This is a genomic window from Mangrovimonas sp. TPBH4, assembly GCF_001280505.1.
In the GTDB taxonomy this organism is placed as follows: domain Bacteria; phylum Bacteroidota; class Bacteroidia; order Flavobacteriales; family Flavobacteriaceae; genus Mangrovimonas_A.
Genome location: NZ_LBIO01000040.1, coordinates 288,546 through 305,872 on the forward strand (window position 1 = coordinate 288,546; position 17,327 = coordinate 305,872).

Annotated in this window: 18 protein-coding genes; 12 read left to right on the plus strand and 6 right to left on the minus strand. The window is 39.8% G+C overall.

All coding sequences use genetic code 11. The features are described from left to right. Positions 1-21 precede the first annotated feature (21 nt). Positions 22-1,173, minus strand: coding sequence for a tetratricopeptide repeat protein (locus tag ZA05_RS05225; protein ID WP_082333684.1), 1,152 nt, complete (start codon positions 1,171-1,173; stop codon positions 22-24). Then, a complete protein-coding gene (locus ZA05_RS05230) occupies positions 1,174-2,763 on the minus strand; it encodes an AraC family transcriptional regulator (protein WP_053990622.1) in 1,590 nt (529 codons plus the stop codon). Positions 2,764-3,056: 293 nt separating this feature from the next. Between ZA05_RS05230 and ZA05_RS05235 the strand changes: the two genes are divergently transcribed. The 10 genes from ZA05_RS05235 to ZA05_RS05280 all read left to right on the plus strand — a co-directional run bounded on the left by ZA05_RS05235 (position 3,057) and on the right by ZA05_RS05280 (position 9,989). Next, complete coding sequence (locus ZA05_RS05235) at positions 3,057-3,392, plus strand: L-rhamnose mutarotase (RefSeq protein WP_053990623.1); 336 nt, start codon at positions 3,057-3,059, stop codon at positions 3,390-3,392. Between the two features lie 6 nt (positions 3,393-3,398). Continuing rightward, the gene (gene fucP, locus ZA05_RS05240; RefSeq protein ID WP_053990624.1) at positions 3,399-4,658 is read left to right on the plus strand and encodes an L-fucose:H+ symporter permease; all 1,260 of its coding nucleotides are present in this window, start codon (positions 3,399-3,401) and stop codon (positions 4,656-4,658) included. Between the two features lie 86 nt (positions 4,659-4,744). After that, the gene (locus tag ZA05_RS05245; RefSeq protein ID WP_157514534.1) at positions 4,745-5,431 is read left to right on the plus strand and encodes a hypothetical protein; all 687 of its coding nucleotides are present in this window, start codon (positions 4,745-4,747) and stop codon (positions 5,429-5,431) included. 122 nt (positions 5,432-5,553) lie between these two features. Next, positions 5,554-6,360 carry an SH3 domain-containing protein gene (locus ZA05_RS05250; protein ID WP_053990626.1) on the plus strand — a complete coding sequence of 269 codons (807 nt, stop codon included), beginning with the start codon at positions 5,554-5,556 and terminating at the stop codon, positions 6,358-6,360. Between the two features lie 15 nt (positions 6,361-6,375). Further along, positions 6,376-6,921 carry a hypothetical protein gene (locus tag ZA05_RS05255; RefSeq protein ID WP_053990627.1) on the plus strand — a complete coding sequence of 182 codons (546 nt, stop codon included), beginning with the start codon at positions 6,376-6,378 and terminating at the stop codon, positions 6,919-6,921. Positions 6,922-7,038: 117 nt separating this feature from the next. Beyond that, on the plus strand, positions 7,039-7,599 hold the full coding sequence (locus tag ZA05_RS05260; RefSeq protein ID WP_053990628.1) for a hypothetical protein: 561 nt from the start codon (positions 7,039-7,041) through the stop codon (positions 7,597-7,599). A 52-nt stretch (positions 7,600-7,651) separates the two neighbouring features. Beyond that, positions 7,652-8,257, plus strand: coding sequence for a hypothetical protein (locus ZA05_RS05265; protein WP_053990629.1), 606 nt, complete (start codon positions 7,652-7,654; stop codon positions 8,255-8,257). 235 nt (positions 8,258-8,492) lie between these two features. Further along, complete coding sequence (locus ZA05_RS05270; protein ID WP_053990630.1) at positions 8,493-8,858, plus strand: hypothetical protein; 366 nt, start codon at positions 8,493-8,495, stop codon at positions 8,856-8,858. Between the two features lie 92 nt (positions 8,859-8,950). Next, positions 8,951-9,487: a hypothetical protein gene (locus tag ZA05_RS05275; RefSeq protein WP_231632450.1), complete on the plus strand. Its 537-nt coding sequence runs from the start codon at positions 8,951-8,953 to the stop codon at positions 9,485-9,487. Positions 9,488-9,635: 148 nt separating this feature from the next. Continuing rightward, positions 9,636-9,989: a lipocalin family protein gene (locus ZA05_RS05280; RefSeq protein WP_197276047.1), complete on the plus strand. Its 354-nt coding sequence runs from the start codon at positions 9,636-9,638 to the stop codon at positions 9,987-9,989. Positions 9,990-10,029: 40 nt separating this feature from the next. On the opposite strand, the gene ZA05_RS05285 is transcribed toward ZA05_RS05280, so the two are convergent. The 3 genes from ZA05_RS05285 to ZA05_RS05295 form a co-directional block, all read right to left on the minus strand. After that, a complete protein-coding gene (locus ZA05_RS05285) occupies positions 10,030-11,193 on the minus strand; it encodes an adenylyltransferase/cytidyltransferase family protein (protein WP_053990632.1) in 1,164 nt (387 codons plus the stop codon). Between the two features lie 178 nt (positions 11,194-11,371). Then, entirely contained in the window at positions 11,372-12,337 is a 966-nt protein-coding gene (locus tag ZA05_RS05290) for a DUF4421 family protein (RefSeq protein WP_231632451.1), read from the minus strand. Positions 12,338-12,506: 169 nt separating this feature from the next. After that, the gene (locus tag ZA05_RS05295) at positions 12,507-13,610 is read right to left on the minus strand and encodes a histidine decarboxylase (protein WP_082333686.1); all 1,104 of its coding nucleotides are present in this window, start codon (positions 13,608-13,610) and stop codon (positions 12,507-12,509) included. Between the two features lie 149 nt (positions 13,611-13,759). Between ZA05_RS05295 and ZA05_RS05300 the strand changes: the two genes are divergently transcribed. Then, on the plus strand, positions 13,760-14,221 hold the full coding sequence (locus tag ZA05_RS05300) for an Lrp/AsnC family transcriptional regulator (RefSeq protein WP_053990736.1): 462 nt from the start codon (positions 13,760-13,762) through the stop codon (positions 14,219-14,221). A 45-nt stretch (positions 14,222-14,266) separates the two neighbouring features. Here the strand turns inward: ZA05_RS05300 and ZA05_RS18310 are convergent, their stop codons facing one another. Then, on the minus strand, positions 14,267-14,938 hold the full coding sequence (locus ZA05_RS18310; RefSeq protein ID WP_197276048.1) for a hypothetical protein: 672 nt from the start codon (positions 14,936-14,938) through the stop codon (positions 14,267-14,269). A 299-nt stretch (positions 14,939-15,237) separates the two neighbouring features. Here ZA05_RS18310 and ZA05_RS05310 point away from each other — a divergent pair, with 299 nt between their 5' ends. Further along, entirely contained in the window at positions 15,238-17,286 is a 2,049-nt protein-coding gene (locus tag ZA05_RS05310; protein WP_053990634.1) for a M13 family metallopeptidase, read from the plus strand. The last annotated feature ends 41 nt before the right edge of the window (positions 17,287-17,327 follow it).

The following is a 17,327-nucleotide window of genomic DNA, read 5'->3' on the forward strand; positions in this document are numbered from 1 at the left end:
AACCTTAATCTTAAGAAACTGTTAAGGTTTAGTCTTTTGAAGATTCTCAACCTGCCTTTTAAGAGCTTTAATACGGTTTTTGTCCTTAATTTCCATAAAAACAATCCCTCCTAAAAGCATGATACCGGCCACTAAAATAACCTTTATATTAAATGAAAACCGCGACTGGATATTGTCAATTTGAACATCCTTTAGGCGATCATTTTCTTGAATGGCATCACTAATGGAATTCCTTTCGGACAGCTGAATTTCATCCTTGGTCGCTAAAAAATGGGTGTAGTAAACTTGATATTGTTCCCAATTATCCAGAGCCAAATAGTTTTCAAACAGCCCTTGATAAATACCCTGGTTCAATACCAAATCACCCACATCCTTCGATTGGCTGAGTGCGTTTTGTAATAAATCGACAGCCTCTTGATACCGCTCTTCCTGTGCATAGACTTCGGCCAATCCTTTTTGAGCAAAGGACACCAAACTATTAGCCCCTTTTACTTTCGCCAATTCAATAGATTTGTTATAGCTTTCCTTGGCTTCTTCATATTGCGATAAAGTGGCATAACAATTCCCTTTATTGTAATATGCAATGCTTAAATTGGTTTCATAAAACAGCCCCTTTGCTTCATACTCTTTGATACCCTTTTCAAAAAAATTCAAGGCAATATCGCAACTCAAATTTTCCCTGTAGATAAACCCCTTTACAATATAGGTCTTGGCCAAAAAGGTACGTACCGAATCCCTATTTGGATAGGCCAAACAAGCCTTTTCGGTTTTGTCCAAAAACTCTATGGATTTGTCATAAATATTCATTTGCTGGTAAAGAATGCCTGTTTTAGACAAAATCTCTATTGCCAACAATGAATTATCAACCTGCTCCATAAGCTCGTTGGCCAATGAAATATATTCCAAAGCCTTTTGATAATCGCGCTTCGAAGAATAGGCAAGGGACACCAAAGCCAAGGCCTTCACCCTTATATCCATGTCGTTGCTTTTGTCTTCATACACCTCCAACCCAAATTGAATGCAACTTTCGGGATCCTCATACACCTGGTTGGTCTTCAACGCTATCAAATCTTCCAGATCCTTATCACTTAATGAATTTTGCGTATAGCCTTGTAACATCCCAAATAGGACCAACATACAAAAACCAAAAATCCATTTCTTGATACCCATCATCTAGTTGTTGCTTAGTTCTTCGTTGCGTTCTTCGTTGCGTTCTTCCTTTAACAAATTGATATAGGTTGCCGGTGGCATCCCTACAATATTCTTAAATACCGTAGCAAAACTACTGTGTGACGAAAAGCCACACTCCTCTGCCAAGACACTTATTTTATAATTGATATAATTGGGGTCCTCTTTCAACTTCTCAATAATATAATTGATGCGAAGCTTATTGATAAACGTATTAAAATTGTCGTTATAGTGCTTGTTGATGATTTCGGACAAGTATTTGGTATTGGTTTCAAATTGTCCTGCCAACACCGCAATAGACATATCCTTACTCAAGAATTTCCTTGAATTTTGGAATTTCTTCAACTTCGACAAAATTGTTTTTTCGGTTTCCTCTGGAATTACCAACTTTTTGACTGTTTTGCGTTTGGCTGGTTTAATTTTAGCCAAATTGGTGCGGTTGATCTCCAAATACCGAATGATTTCTCCCAAACGCCTCTTTTTGAAATAACTTTTCAGCAATACCAATAGACCGATACCGATAACCAACAAAAATCCCGCCACCGCCATATAAATGTATTCCTTATATCTATTCTCCGATGCTGCAATAGCCGCTTCATTTTCTTTCCCTATTAAATTGTACAAAGTATTTACCGCTTCCCGCTCCTTAACCTCTACCTCCTTGTTCAATAGTAAAAACTCGTAATTGTAAACTTTGTGCTGATTGTTCTGTCCTGCCGAAAGGTAGTTGAGCGCCAATTCTTGATTGATTTCCTTGAGCAACGAACGGTTATCCAGAATCTCCGCAAATTTTAAGGCAATAAACAAGGTCTCTTCACTTTTTCTAAAAGCACCCTGTTTGTGGTTTAAGGCCCCAATAGCTTTAAAAGCCATAGCCTTGCTATATAAATTATTACTATTGGATTGGTCTATCAACTTCAGGGCCTTGTTGGCATCTGCCATAGCTGACTCATAATTTGCCGTTTGCTGCAAGGCGACTTCTTTGGCCAAATAAAAGGCTATATAATCTTCAGGGGAACTGCTTAGGAACTCGCCAAACTCCTGTTCCATCTGCTCCAAAAGTCCTAAAGTTTTGGCCTTGTCCTTGGCAACATCCAAATCCAACTGCTCAAGTTCCAATCTAAACCGCAAGGAATCTTTGGTCCTTGCCGAAGCTACCTCATCAATCCAGTCGGCGATGTGTTCACTATAGGTTGGGATAGCGCCTTGCAATTGCAGCTCACGCAACAATTTCACCTTAAATACGCCTATGGCCGCCCTTTCCTTGTAGTTGTTTTTAGCCACTCGAGCACTCGCATTAAACAGCCAGTCGACAGCTTGTTTATACTCGCCTTTTACCCAATAACACTTGGCCAACAGAAGGCCCATCTGTGCCTGAATCTCATCTTCGCCCTCATGACTTTTCATGATGACCTCCGCAATTTTTATGGCTTCTTCTGGATTGGAAAAGACCAATTCATTGGCCTTAAGTTGCAAATCATCGGCTTGGGCATACAGAACAGAGGCTCCAGTAACGCCCCACGAAAGCCCTAGGGCAAAGGTGATGGCATAAAGGCGTTTAAAACACAATTTCATTGGCTTGCGTAGTCTGATCTGTTATAATTTAATTGCGGTGCGCTACAAATATAGGTTTAAAAACATAATTTCTACCATCTGTTTGCTCCGACTATGCAATATGATTATTCTTACATTAAATATAAGGTGACACAGGCACCATTACAGCTAAGTTCTACTCTTCAAAATTCCTTAAAAACTCTTGGTGTTCATGTCTCCTTAATACTTGGAACCATTACTTTTTTGCAGAAGATTTTCATTTTATACTATCTTTATCGGCACAAGCACTACGGATTACTATAATAACGCCATCCATGACCTATTGTTTCACCTTGGATCTAAAACCTGATCCTCAACTCATTGCCCAATACGAAGATTGGCACAATCCACAAAATATCAAACCCGAAATAGTTGCAGGCCTACGAAGTATTGGCATTGAGGAAATGCAAATTTTCCGATGGAACACCCGTATGTGTATGGTAGTGACTGTTCCCGAAGACTTCAATTGGGAAGCCCAAATGGCCAAACTAGCCGAAATGCCTGGACAAAAGGAATGGGAACTCCTTATGGACGCCTACCAACAGCGCCTCACAGATAGCCAAGACAAATGGCTTGAAATGACCCCAATTTTTAAACTTACCGATTGTTAACCTACTATGAATAACACCACCAAAGGGCCTGTTGTAATGCCCAAATATCTGTTGCCTTTTATTTTATTATCCCTTTGCTTTATGGGCTGGGGAATTGCCAACAATTTAACGGATCCACTAGTAAGAGTTTTTAAGGCGGTGTTTGGAAACCTAAGCACTTTTCAAGCATCCCTCATACAGTTTACCTTCTACTTTGGGTATTTCTGTATGGCCATACCGGGTGCGCTTCTTTCCCGTAAATACTCTTATAAAACTGGGGTATTGGTAGGTTTGGGACTATATGTGCTAGGCTGTTTTTTACTATATCCTTCAACGCTGTTACAAGAGTTTGTGTTCTTTTGCCTGTCCTATTACATTTTAGCCTGTGGGCTTGGCATCTTAGAGACCAACGCCAACCCCTACATGCTTAGTTTAGGCCCTAAAGACACCGCTACCAAACGTTTGAACCTTGCCCAATCCTTTAATCCTGTAGGTTCTGTTATTGGAGTATTAATGTGCCAAATCATGATTATGGCCAAAATGCCTTTGGATGCCGAAGGCAATATCTCAATAGACGCATCTCAAATTCAGGAAACCCTCAACATTGTAATTTTCCCTTACCTGTCGGTGGCAGGTATTTTGGTATTGGTGTGGATTTTAATTGCCGCCACCAAGATGCCAAAAGAGGCTAGCCCCGATAAAAAAGTACGCATGAGGCAAACATTCTTGAAACTATTTAAACAAAAGAACTATCGCTTTGCCGTGATTGCCCAATTTTTCTATGTGGGTGCACAAATTTCAGTGTGGACCTATACCAACTTTTACATCCCTGAAGAACTGGCCACCACACAAGAAATGGCTCTGCAATACCATACCTTAGCCCTCATTCTCTTTGGAGTGTTCCGTTGGATCTTTACCGCCCTAATGCAACGTTTTCGTCCGGAAAGTCTGTTATTGGTATCAGCAATTATCGCGACCATCCTTACCTTGAACGTGATCTTTATTGGTGACTTAATAGGTGTGGCTTCTCTAATAGGTATTTCTGCTTTTATGAGCTTGATGTTCCCTACCATTTTTGGGATGGGCTGCGAAGGATTGGACGAGGACGAAACCAAGGTAGGTTCCTCCGGCCTTATCATGGCCATCTTGGGTGGCGCAGTATTAACTCCCGTACAAGGTGGACTTCTGGATGTGTTCGGAACCCCCTATTCCTACCTTATCCCCTTAATTTGCTTTATTGTGATTGGGGCTTATGCCTGGTATTATAAAGGATTGGAGAGAGTCTAGGCTTAGTACTGCATTCAATTTTAGATCCATTATATTTGTAAGAAAATTACATATATTAGTGTCCGTCAATTCAAACACCAACCCAAATGAAAAAATCGTTTGTACTTATTGCCCTTTGCACTTGTTTGTTCTCCTGTAAAACTACTATGGTAAACCTTCTTATCAAGGACCCAAAGGTTGAAAACACAGAAACCATAAAAGCCTTTCAACAGAAACACGAGTACCCAACCACCAACTCTTTAATCCTTGTGGCTGATACTACAGCCATTGTTCAAGAAATGTTCAAAGGGATGTCTGAAGGGTATTACATCTTCAATTCCAAAGGCGAGCTATTATGCTACAATGGCCAATCAACTTGTAGTGGCGAACAATTTAGGCAGTTCCTGAAGACCTCTTCTGAAACCTTTACGCATTGTAACGATAAAAACCTAACACTTGATTCGGTATTGGCACAAACCTACGATTTAAACAACCAACCCGTACAAAGGAAACAATTTGAAAATACCGATTACTATATCGTGAGCTATTGGGCCAAATTCATGGGCGGCAAACGTGGCTACGAGGATGCCGTTTTGTGGATGGAAGAGGAACTGGCCAAAAACAATTCCGATACCAGTGTCACTTTCATTAAAATCAACACCGATTTACAGGAAAGTTGGGGCATGAAAGCAGGCGAAAAAGTAAGACTCAAATTTAAGATAAAGGACAACTCCATGAAGTTAAAACTTTCGGACCTCCCTTATGAAAACCCGCCTTCAACCGTTAAAAGTTAAGGAAAGATAACACTCATACGGTCCTCCGAAGGGGACAATAAAAACACCCCCCTTTGAAGGGGGACTAATGGGGATGTCCTTTTAAAAACCAATGAACCAACCATCAATTATAACACAACCAAATGAAGAACATATTCCTCCTGGTCTTATTGTGCATCAGTACACTGGCCTTTAGGCAAAACACCAAGTTCCTTTCTAAAGATTATCAATTTGAAAATGGAGACATTGCCTATATGTTTGGTGACGACGTAAAGCTACGCTCGCAACCCAACACGGAATCGGAGGTATTGGCCTTGCTGAAAATTGGCGAATCCATAGAAATAATTGAAAAGACGGAAGAAACCATGATCTTTGAAGGCATAGAATGGCCTTGGTACAAAATCAAGTTTCAGGACCATGCAGGCTATGTTTTGGGAGGCCTCATTGCATTGGACAAAGCCACTTACAACAACCTCACCTACCTTATTTCCCTAAAAGAAGAGGAGCGCAGCCTATACGCCAAAACGAGACTGGCAGAAGAAGGCAAACCCTATTTGGAAACAAGTGTCTTGCTTAGCACCGACACTTTTGCAATTAAGGCCTTTGGAAATAGGGGCCTTGAAAACACCCAAAGCATATTTTTAATTGATTATCTGGCAGAAGCCTGTGGCGTTGATGGCGGTGGCATCTATCTGTTCTACGATGGCAATGCCTTAATTGAAGGCTTTGAATACACTGAAGTCTCAGACGCCGGCGTATATTGGTATGTTGAGGAATATATTTTTCCTACCGATGAAAACGGTCATAATAACCGCCTAAAATATAGGAGAACCGTTGGCGAATATAAAGACGAAACAACATACTGGACCGAATCTACAACCACCACCCGTCTGTTGGAATGGAAAAACAACCAATTGGTCCCAAAAATTGAAGTTCAACAAACGCCGTAAATCCTCGAAACCTAAATGAATTTAAAAGCCATGTTGGTAATATGGGCGCTTTCTTGTTTTGGTCTTGTCTTTTCGCAGGAGGAGGACACCCTTAAAATTAGGGCAGCCTTCAAGCAATGGCAACAAACCCAAATAGAACACAAGCATTTCGTAAGCAAGGACAATTGCCACTATAGTTATATTGCAGCGCATGAACCCCCTGAAACCATCTTAGGTTTTCCAGATAGCATCAACTTTTACTATGCCCATTTAAACAACGACCAACACCCAGATGCTCTCATCACTTTTAGGCCACTGCAATGCGAAGGCGGCAATGCTTCCGTAAACACCCAATACAAACTATTGGCATTAAGCACGCCATCGGGCTATACCATTGACGATACTTTTTTTAACCTTGTTGACATTATGGAAGCCTCAGGCTTTTACATTTTGGACAGTCTGAACAGGTATGGCTTTTATGGCACTTATTATAATTACACCGAAACCGACGGCTATTGTTGCCCTAGCATAAAAAAAACGATAAAGATTACATTTCCCTCCCTACAGGTCTTCATAGACTAAATTTTAGGGATAGAACTGCATTTGTATTTTCTTACAAGAAAAAAACCTATATTTCCATCATAAACCAACAAACTAACCTTGGTAGGCAACCACCAAAACATTAAAAACCCAACCCCAATGAAAAAAACCTTCACCCTTGGCCTTACGGCTTTCCTTTCGTTTAATGCCTTTGCTCAACTTAAGGAAGGACAGAACTTTTGCGACGAGAATAAAGACGGAAGTTATTTCCCCCTTGTACTACAGGAGAAAAAAATCCTTTGGTCCAACACTCGATATACCGAGACTAGAAGCGGCACAAAGATGCTTAACGGGCAGGAATATATTGCTTTCCTTCAGACTTGGGAAGGCCACGCCCCAGACACCCTTTACCTTCGCGAAGAAAAAGGCGTGGTGTACCAATACGAAACATGCTGCCTTGAAGAAACCGTGAGGTTTGACGACAAGTTTAAAAAAGGCCAAACTTGGAAGACCGCGGACGGCCTTGGAGAATACACTATCCTAAGCTTTAAAGGCACCCTAAAAACCCCTATTTGCGAATACAAAAACCTATTGGTGATTGAGGCCAAATTACAATCGGGGAATTTCAAGTTTTATTATCTAAAAGGCCACGGTTATGTAGGTGCCACGGTAGATGACAAGATCATTTCTTGTGTAACTCCAACTTTTGAATTTGATTAAATATCAACACTATTGTCAATAGGACTAGGCCCCTATACTAACACCACAATTCATGCATAATATTTGGAAATTTAAAGACTCTAAGTCTAATAAACTTATCCTGATAAAGGATAAATCAATCTATAAAGGAAACCCAAAAGACAACGATTTAAATAGAATAACCTCGGAAACCAACAATATCACCTTTTTAAATGAAATGTTCAGCATTCCATACGCTTACATCAAAACAATAGAAAACCAAAGCGGACAAAACTTTATCAAAATATTTTTTGGCAATGACTCCGAAGAGGAGCTTTATGTTGACAATGAAAATGTTAAGAATGAAATATTTGAATTCATAAAAAACGACACTACCGATTTCAAGTATACATCAGAACTTCCGAGCGTAATGAAATACACCAAAGCCCAACTCTTCGCTTTAGCTTCAATTACAGCACTCTTTCTTTGGTCAATCTATTTAGCGATTCAGATAGAAAGCGGAACACAATATGAAATTGTAGGAGGCGGCAGACCAGGCATTACAGCCATCGTTCTTGCCATCGCCAGCCTTGGCTCTATAAAAATCATCTTTGGATACTTGGTTCTTTTATCCATTGGAACCTTTGCACTCTTGAAAAAATTAAAGTCAAGAAGTGAAATTCAATACCTGAAAAGGTAAAACAACTAACAAATTAACCAAAAACATGGCATCTTTAAAGAACCATTTTTTAATTATTACAACCCTAATATTCACCTTATTTTGTTCCGCTCAAGAACAATGCGAATAATTGGAAATCAAAGAAGGTGTCACAAATAAAATTCCCCTTTGAAGGGGATTAAGGGGGATGTGCATTGCGAAACATAAAAAACGGCCATAACTGATTATGGTTGGTATTGATAAATAAATTCACTTTATGAGAAAACAAATAAAAACACTCGGTTATGTAATCATTATTTTATGTTTTGGCTGTAAAAATGGCATTATGCAAACCTTCACTATTATTGAAGATTTAAGGGAGGAGTTTCAAATTCATGCGGTGGAGCTATCGCAGGACATGAATGGACAGCACCTAACCTTTCTTTTGCGTGATTTAGACTTTTCTGAATTCACCGAAAATGAACTAAAAACCAAAGCCACAGAAATACATACATATGTAATAACTAACTACCCTGAACTAAGTACTGCTGAAACTATTGGATATGATTTTACCAGTCCCGTAGATGTTGGATATGTAGTATTTAATGTAAAAAGGGAAATAATAGACTTTACATTCCTATAAAAGGATGGAAAAAACTTAAAATAGACTTGACCTTTGATTAATAACCCTTGCCAAAAACATATGTATAATAGATATTTTGAATGTTCACTGAAATGAAACGTTTTGCGCATATAGCATTCATTACTTTACTTGCCCTAACAACATGTGCTTGCAACCATATTGAGGACAAGGCCAAGGCACTCTCTAGCGAAGTCAAGGAACAGGCCAAAAAGGAACTGAAGGCTCAATCCAGAAAAGTGGTTGACAAGGTATTTCCTCCGTTTGACTATAAATTTCCCGACACAGAGCCCAACAAAGCACGGTTTAAAGACTTCCTAAAAGTGCCCTTAACGGAGGACATCCAAAACATTTATTGCTTTGATGACGCTATTGGCATTAATGCCTCATATATGTTTTCATTTAATTGCAGCCCAACAACTTCAAAGAACATTATTGAAGAGCACCAATTAGGTTTGGACACACTCAATAACTACAATGCATTTGGTCTTCAGGAGGACTTTGCTTGGTGGGACAAAAACCATATTGCACAGCTCCAAAAATACAGTTGGACGGATGGCAATAACTATTTTAAATATTATTGGTACGATGCCAAAACCCAAAAAGCCTACTTCTTCGACTTCGACCTTTAGGCTATAAAACCCGTTTTCAAGTAGCAGTTATTAACAAGAAGTCCTACATTATAAAATCACATTTTGTAGGAATAATATACTAAATGAATATATCATGACGTTTATAAAGCAACATCACTCAACCCATAACCTAACCAAAACCTCCACTATGAAAAAACTACTGATGCTTCCCTTAGCGCTTATCTTATTTACCTGCAACTCTGAAAAATACGAATTACTCAACGGTAAATGGAATTGCCACAGTTGGACCATAGAATCCAGCGAGGACAACCAATGCAGCAGCAATGTCTATTTTATGTTTTCACCAGACAAGACCTACAGCTCCAAAATTGGAAGCCTTGAAGAAAAAGGACATTTCATGTTATCCGGGGACAAATTGATCTGCACTCCCGAAGGCAAAATGGATATAGGAGTTGAAATAAATACCCTTACTCAAGACACCTTGAGATTTACCATGAGTAGAAGCGGACAAAAAGAAATTGTGACTTTACTTAAAGAGTAGCAACTAGTTTAGTGTACCAGTCTGTGACTGGTATACTGTCTTACAACGATGCCTTTCTCCTAATGTTAATGCGCATGGTATCTTCTATTGGAGTTTCAGACACCAAGATCAGGTAACCGCCGCCTCCGGCACCGGCCAATTTCCAAGCAAGGGCCTTGTCTTTGTATTTGGTAATTTCCTTGTTCACACGTTCGTTTACCATGGCTGGAAACATAGTAGTTTGTGCATCAAAAGATTTTAAGAATCCTTCGGCAAAAGCCTTAAGGTCGCACTGTTTGATAGCCTCCCAAACCTCATCGGCAGCCTCGGCAAGAGCCTTTACATTGGTTTCGTCTATATAAGTTTCATTGAGCAAATCGAGGTCCTTTTCACGTGGCCAAAGCAATACCATACAGATATGCTCCTCCAACCAAGACAAGGTTGCTTCGTCATGAATGGATTCAAACTTTAGGGGCCAATAGGCATTGTCGTAATAATGTCTTACCAAACCAGGCATACAAATCCCGATGGCATCCTGCGCACCAGAAATAAGGGTAGCCCCAGGCGTATTTTCAAACTTAAAGAGAATTTCCGCCAGCTTTTCAGGTTTCTCCAAAGGCAAGTAATAAGGCCAGATCTTTTTGGCTGCATTACGCGTAGAGGTAGACATTCCGCAGCGCTCGTTATACTCCACGATAGGCTCCAAAGACACCGTCAAGGCCCAACCTGGGTGGTATTTGGATACATAAGGTTGATCTATCCAAGTACCCGCTAAATCGATGCGGTACGGCAAGGAACAATGTCCATTGGTACGAATAGCTGTGGTAGAACGTTCCGGCAAACCCGCATCTGGTGTACGGCGTAACACGTGAAGTTCTATATTGAGTTCGTTACACAATTCTTCCTTAGCTGGTGAAAAGCCGTCCTCATTCACCACAAAAAAATCGGGCTGCAACTGCCTAAGATCGGTTTCAAAATCCATCATCCCAGACCCCGTGTTAACAAAGGCTTCCTTGACATATTTTACAGCATTGATCATGTACAGACGCTCCTGCTCCGAATTAATGGTATGACGCCCCTTGAGCTCCCTTATCGTGCTATCGGAGCCAATGCCCACATACAGATCGCCAAAAGAGGCAGCTTCCTTAAAAAATGCAATATGCCCGCTATGCAGCATATCGAAACATCCTGATACAAATACCTTTTTATTATTGGTTGTGTTCATAGGTCTAGTCCCCTACTGGGTTTGGATTTTGGTGTTAAGAGTCGGCAAGTTATTTTATTTGCGGCAGTTTGCCAAGCCACATAAGCAGTGTTTTGAAGTCCTGTCTTTTCTGTTTTGAAACTGCCGAACTGCACAGAGCCCTTAACTATTTCAATACAAAGCGACTAATAATTAAGTTCTACCTATTCAGCTTATAGCCAAAAGATAATTTCGCCATGGAGAGATTAAACTTATAATTATGGCCAAAGTTTAAGGAATTGGCATAAATACCCGTTTCATACATCAAGTTAATATAGTAACGCTTCACACTATAACTTAAGGCCACACTGGCATCCAACTTGTATAACATTGGTGTGGAACTATTATGATTGCCATCCTCCAAAGTCACCCTATTTCGCACAATGGCAATACCGGGCATCAAGTTACACGTTGCAATCATATTTTCGGGAAGTATAAAAGCCCCCATGACTCCCGTTAACAAGCCAAGAGCACGCCCACTATAGCGCTTGATATTATGTACATCATCAAAATATAAACTTATATTCTCAGGAAAAATAGATTCATCGGAATCAAAATAATCAAACATCACAAAAGACCCCACACCTCCAGTAATGTAGACATCCTTGTTTTTGGTAGGCAGTCCCGCCTTAAGCAAGGAATAGGAAAACTCAATATCTGTAAACGTATAAAGGTGATTAAAGCCTAGGGTCCTGGACTTAATGTCAAACCGAAATTCCTTAGGTTTCCCAAAATCGTTCTTCACATTAAAACCGTTGTAAATCTGCAGATAGGCGTTTAAATAATTCCTCTTTTTCAATATAATTGTGCCCTGTGCATCGAAGCGGTTGGTAACTTCTTCCTTGCCATTTTTTATATTAATGGCCAAATCCAACAACACTTTACTATTGGCCACACCAACCCCAACACCGTAGCGGTTTTTAGGAACATATCTGGTCTTAAAATCTTCATTGGAAATTTTAAAACGTTTCACCTTATAATTGGAAAACAAACGAAGTGAATAGTTTTCAGGGTTGTGGTCTATAAACAGGGAATCCACCGCTTTCCGGAATTTGGAAGTTTGCCCTTGCACTTGGAACACAAAGGAAAACAATACAACAACAAGCAGGGAATAGCTTCGACTCAAGGGTATGGGATCAATTAATAGATACTTCCTCAAAGGTAGCATAACGCAATCAAGAACACAAACGCTTTATTCCTCCTAATTTCAGAAATGAAAAACCTCCCCCCAATTCCAAAAGAATCAAGAAGAGGTTGATATTAAGGAGCACTTTTGCAGGCTGTTATAGCTACTATTAACTGACTTTCAATCTCTCGAGCTGCAAATCCCTGATAAAAGCATCAATTTGGGATTTTTGAAGCCCTGGCACACAAATAATATGGGCTATGTCACCTTCCGATGCCAATTGGTAGTGTTTGCACATTACATCCGAAGGTTTTTCCAAGACCACCGTTAGCGCATCATTGTTCCGCCACGCCTTTACTCCAATAGCTTTCAACTGCAGCTCGGTATAAGCAGCCAATTCCTGACATTGCTTTACCCGCTTTGCTAAACCATCTTTTCCAAACTTATTGATAACATGCCACATAAACAGTGGCGTTAATCCGTTTCTAGATCCCGTAATCGTGGTATCCATAGTCCCTACATATGAAATGGAGTTGGCAATTCGGTTACGGTGCTGGCGCCTTGCAATGACCACACCACAAGGGATAGGACCTCCCAAGAATTTATGACCAGAAATGGCAATACTGTCTACTCCTTCAGAAAAATCGAATTTTGGTTTGGGGTTTACGAAAGGGGCAATACTTCCCAAGAATGCTGCATCGCAGTGGATATAATAATCCTTGATGGCATATTGACGAATAATGCGTTTTATCTCATCCAATTGATCCACCGCCTCGGTCATGGTTGTCCCTATATTCAAAAAGAAAATGGCTGGCAAGTCACGACGCAACATCACCGATTGCTCCAAATCCTGATAGTCAATCTCTCCATTCTCCTGACTTCTAATCACAATATTTTTAATGTTCAATAAGTGTAAGTTCTTTTTAACACTATAATGAGTCGACTCACTATAGTAGACCACAGCATTTGGAAAACGCTCCCTTGCCAAATACAAGCCATATAAATTTCCCTCGGTTCCACCGTTGGTAATATACCCCCAAACTTCTTCCATGTTGGAAGAAAGAATATCTGCAAAAAAGGCAATGCATTCCTTCTCTACATCTTTGGTATCAATAGCCAAGGTTGAAGGCGATTCAGGATCGCCAACATTATTTAAACAAACATCCAAAAAAGGTGCGAACTCTTGAAAGGAAAAATCTTTAGCCAATGGATACCCCAAAAAATCTTTGGTATTATTGGTAATCCTGTTCAATACATCATCTATACTCTTCATAATCATTATTTTCTGATGCAAAGTTACAATTAAAGTAATTCTTAATGCTATATCAAACAAATTCAGTATATTATACTACATATACGTATTTGCAAAGTAATTTCAACCTATATTCTGTTAAATTAAAGCTACCCACAAAAATATATCCTATGATACGCCTTGACGATATTGACCGCATGCTAATTAATGAGCTGCAAAACGACAGCAAACAGTCCATAAAACAACTGGCAGAAAAGGTAAATCTATCCATTACCCCGGTTCACGAGCGATTAAAAAAGATTGAAGCAAGCGGCCTGATCCAAAAATATGTCGCCATAGTCGATCCTGAATTGGCCGAAAAAAGTCTAATTGTGTATTGTCAGGTGACCTTGGCCAAACATCAGGAGGCCGATTTTGAAAAATTTGAAGCTTATATAGACGCCTTGGACGATGTTTTGGAAGTGGCCTATATTGCCGGAAACTACGATCTTCTATTAAAAATTCTTTTGAAAGACATGAAGGCCTACGAGGAACTCATTTTACAGAACATGTCGCGTTTGGACATCATTTCGCATGTTCAAAGCTCGTTTGTTATCAGACAGATTAAAAACGAAACTAGAATTAAGTTATAGTCGACTTAAGAGAAAGCAAAACAACCAGAAGCCAGCATTCAATAATCAATCACTACATCCTCCACAACCACTGCACCCATCAGAACCACAACTAGAATCATATGAGCAATCATAAGAACAACCTGAACCCCCTCCCCTTTTTCCTTTCATGAATATGAGAATAAAAACAATAATAATGAATATAATGACAGGTATTGGAGCATCATTATCTTTGGCATTCATAAATAAATAAGGAATCAAAATAATAATCCCAAAAAACTTCAATGAAGTACCTAACGCTTTTGAAGGCTTCTTAACAAGCCAATAATTATTGACATTTATTCTTCTAAAATTAACATCTTTAAACCTTTTTGTTTTATCCAACCAAATATCGGAAGGAGGCTTTTGACCAAACTCATTCTCATATCTTTCAAAGGTTAAGTTGTAGCAATCCGAGAATTTTTCCCTTTCACTTTCTCCTCCTTTGGTAGGACTGTGATGGATTTCTTTTTCTAAAGTAGATTCACAAAAATCCTTCCAGTATGATTTTGTGTATGTTAAATGAAGGTGCCATGCTTGATCTACGGCATCTGAAGGCGTAATAGGTTGGTTACTGATACAGCAGAGGTAAATAAACTTCTTATATTCCTCTATTACCCTAAGCGAATATTCAACATTCCAATTATTGTCCCGTGCGAGTCTTTCGGAGAAATTGAAATCAATACTATCAAAATCCAATTTAAACTCTTCTATTTTACGCCAAAGTTGTCTATTCGTCATTTCTTAAAATTACCTACTATTTATATAAAAGCAATCAAGCTGCAATAAAAGTAAGAAAAGTTTCAACTTTTAACAGGTAATCAACTTCAATTATACGTGAATCGCTATTCAATTATCCACTCTCTTCCTAAGAGAATCAACATTAGAAACTTTCTCCCTCCAAACATTCCCAAAAAACCTTATATTTAATCTCCTGAACTACAAAACACTACACTGTTTGGTTTCCAATAGAATTTGTCCAACCTAAAACACATCCTATGAAATCAAAAATCAACCTTTCAATAGCAATCCTAGGCACCTTACTATTGATGGCCAGCTGCAAAACCGAAGTCACAGAAACAGTTTCCGAAACGAAGCCCCTAAAATCCGGAATCCTCAAAGAATATATGGATAACTCTGTAAAACCAGGGGATGACTTTATGAACTATGTCAATGGGAAGTGGATCAAAAACACCGAGATTCCCGCCGATAAATCCTCCTATGGCATTGGCTATATTGTTCATGAAGAAGCCGAGGAAAATGTCAAGACCATCATTGAAGAATCGGCCAACAATGGATTTACCTTAGGATCGGACGAGCAAAAAGTAGGCGACCTTTACAAATCCTTTATGGATATGGACACTAGAAACAAATTAGGCGCATCACCGCTACAAAGCGAATTTGAAAAAGTGGACAGTATCCAAAATTACGACGACCTAGCCACTTATTTTGCCTATGCCAATAAATACGGTAGCAGCGTTCCTTTAGGCCTCACTGTCTACCAAGATTTCAAAAACCCTACCATTTACACGGTTTACACTTGGCAATCGGGCTTAGGTCTACCAGAGCGCGAATACTACCTCAGCAGCGATGCACGCTCCAAAGACATTAGAACCAAATATGTACAACACATAGCTAAAATGTTTGAACTGACAGGGCTAACCAAGGGAAAAAAAGCTTCGGAGGCTATCATGGCCTTGGAAACCAAACTGGCCACCAAACAAATGCAAAAGGAAAAAACCAGAGATTTGGTGAGTTTATACAACATGTTCCCAATGGACACTTTAACCAACATCATGCCCAATTTTAATTGGTCTGGGTATTTGGAGGAAGCTGGCGTCCAAAATGAAAAAAACTTAGGAGTGCTCATGGTAGATTACACCAAAGCACTTGACGGCATTATTACCTCAACCAGTCTCGATACTTGGAAAACCTATTTAAAATGGGGAATTATCAATAGTAATGCCTCTCGTTTGAACGAAGCCATGGACAAACAAAACTTTGCCTTTTACAGTACCGAATTACGCGGCACTCCCAAACAACGCCCGTTATGGAGAAGAGGCGTATCAACCGTAAACAATACCATTGGGGAAGTGGTAGGTAAAGTGTATGTGAAAAAACATTTTTCGCCCGAGGCCAAAGCCAAAATGGAGACCCTGGTGGCCAATCTATTAAAAGCTTATGAGGAAAGCATCAAAGAATTGGACTGGATGAGTGCAGACACTAAAAAAGAAGCCTTGGATAAGTTGAGTAAATTCACCCCAAAAATTGGCTACCCAGACAAATGGAAAACCTATGATATCGAGATCAAAGCAGACGATCTCTTCGGCAATTTAAACCGAGCTGCCCTCATGGAATACAACAGGGAATTGGCAAAACTTGGGCAGCCCATAGACAAAACCGAATGGCATATGACCCCGCAAACGGTAAACGCCTATTATAACGCAACCCTAAACGAAATAGTCTTTCCTGCCGCCATCTTGCAGCCCCCTTTTTTTGATATGGAAGCTGAAGATGCCGTCAACTACGGTGCCATAGGCGCTGTTATTGGCCACGAAATAGGACATGGTTTTGACGACAAGGGAAGCACTTTTGATGGCGACGGTAGCATGCGCAATTGGTGGACCGATCAAGACAAGGAAGAGTTTAAAAAGCGTACCGCAAACTTGGTCGCCCAATACAATACATTTGAAGCCCTACCTGATGTATTTGTCAATGGTGAATTCACCCTAGGCGAAAACATTGGTGATCTAGGCGGTCTATCCATTGCTCTAAAAGCTTACCATATCTCTTTAGATGGTAAAGAAGCCCCTGTTTTGGATGGGTATACCGGAAATCAACGTGTATTCATAGGCTATGCACAATCTTGGAGAAACAAAATGAGGGATGAAGCCTTGCGCGTTCTCATAACAACAGATCCTCATTCTCCTGCCTACTACAGAGTAAATGGCATCGTTAGAAATGTCCCTGAGTTTTACACCGCCTTCAATGTACAACCAACCGATTCTCTATATCTTCCACCAGAAGACCGTGTGAAAATATGGTAGACTGAAGTACTTCCACCACACTACAACAATCTAATAGCAAA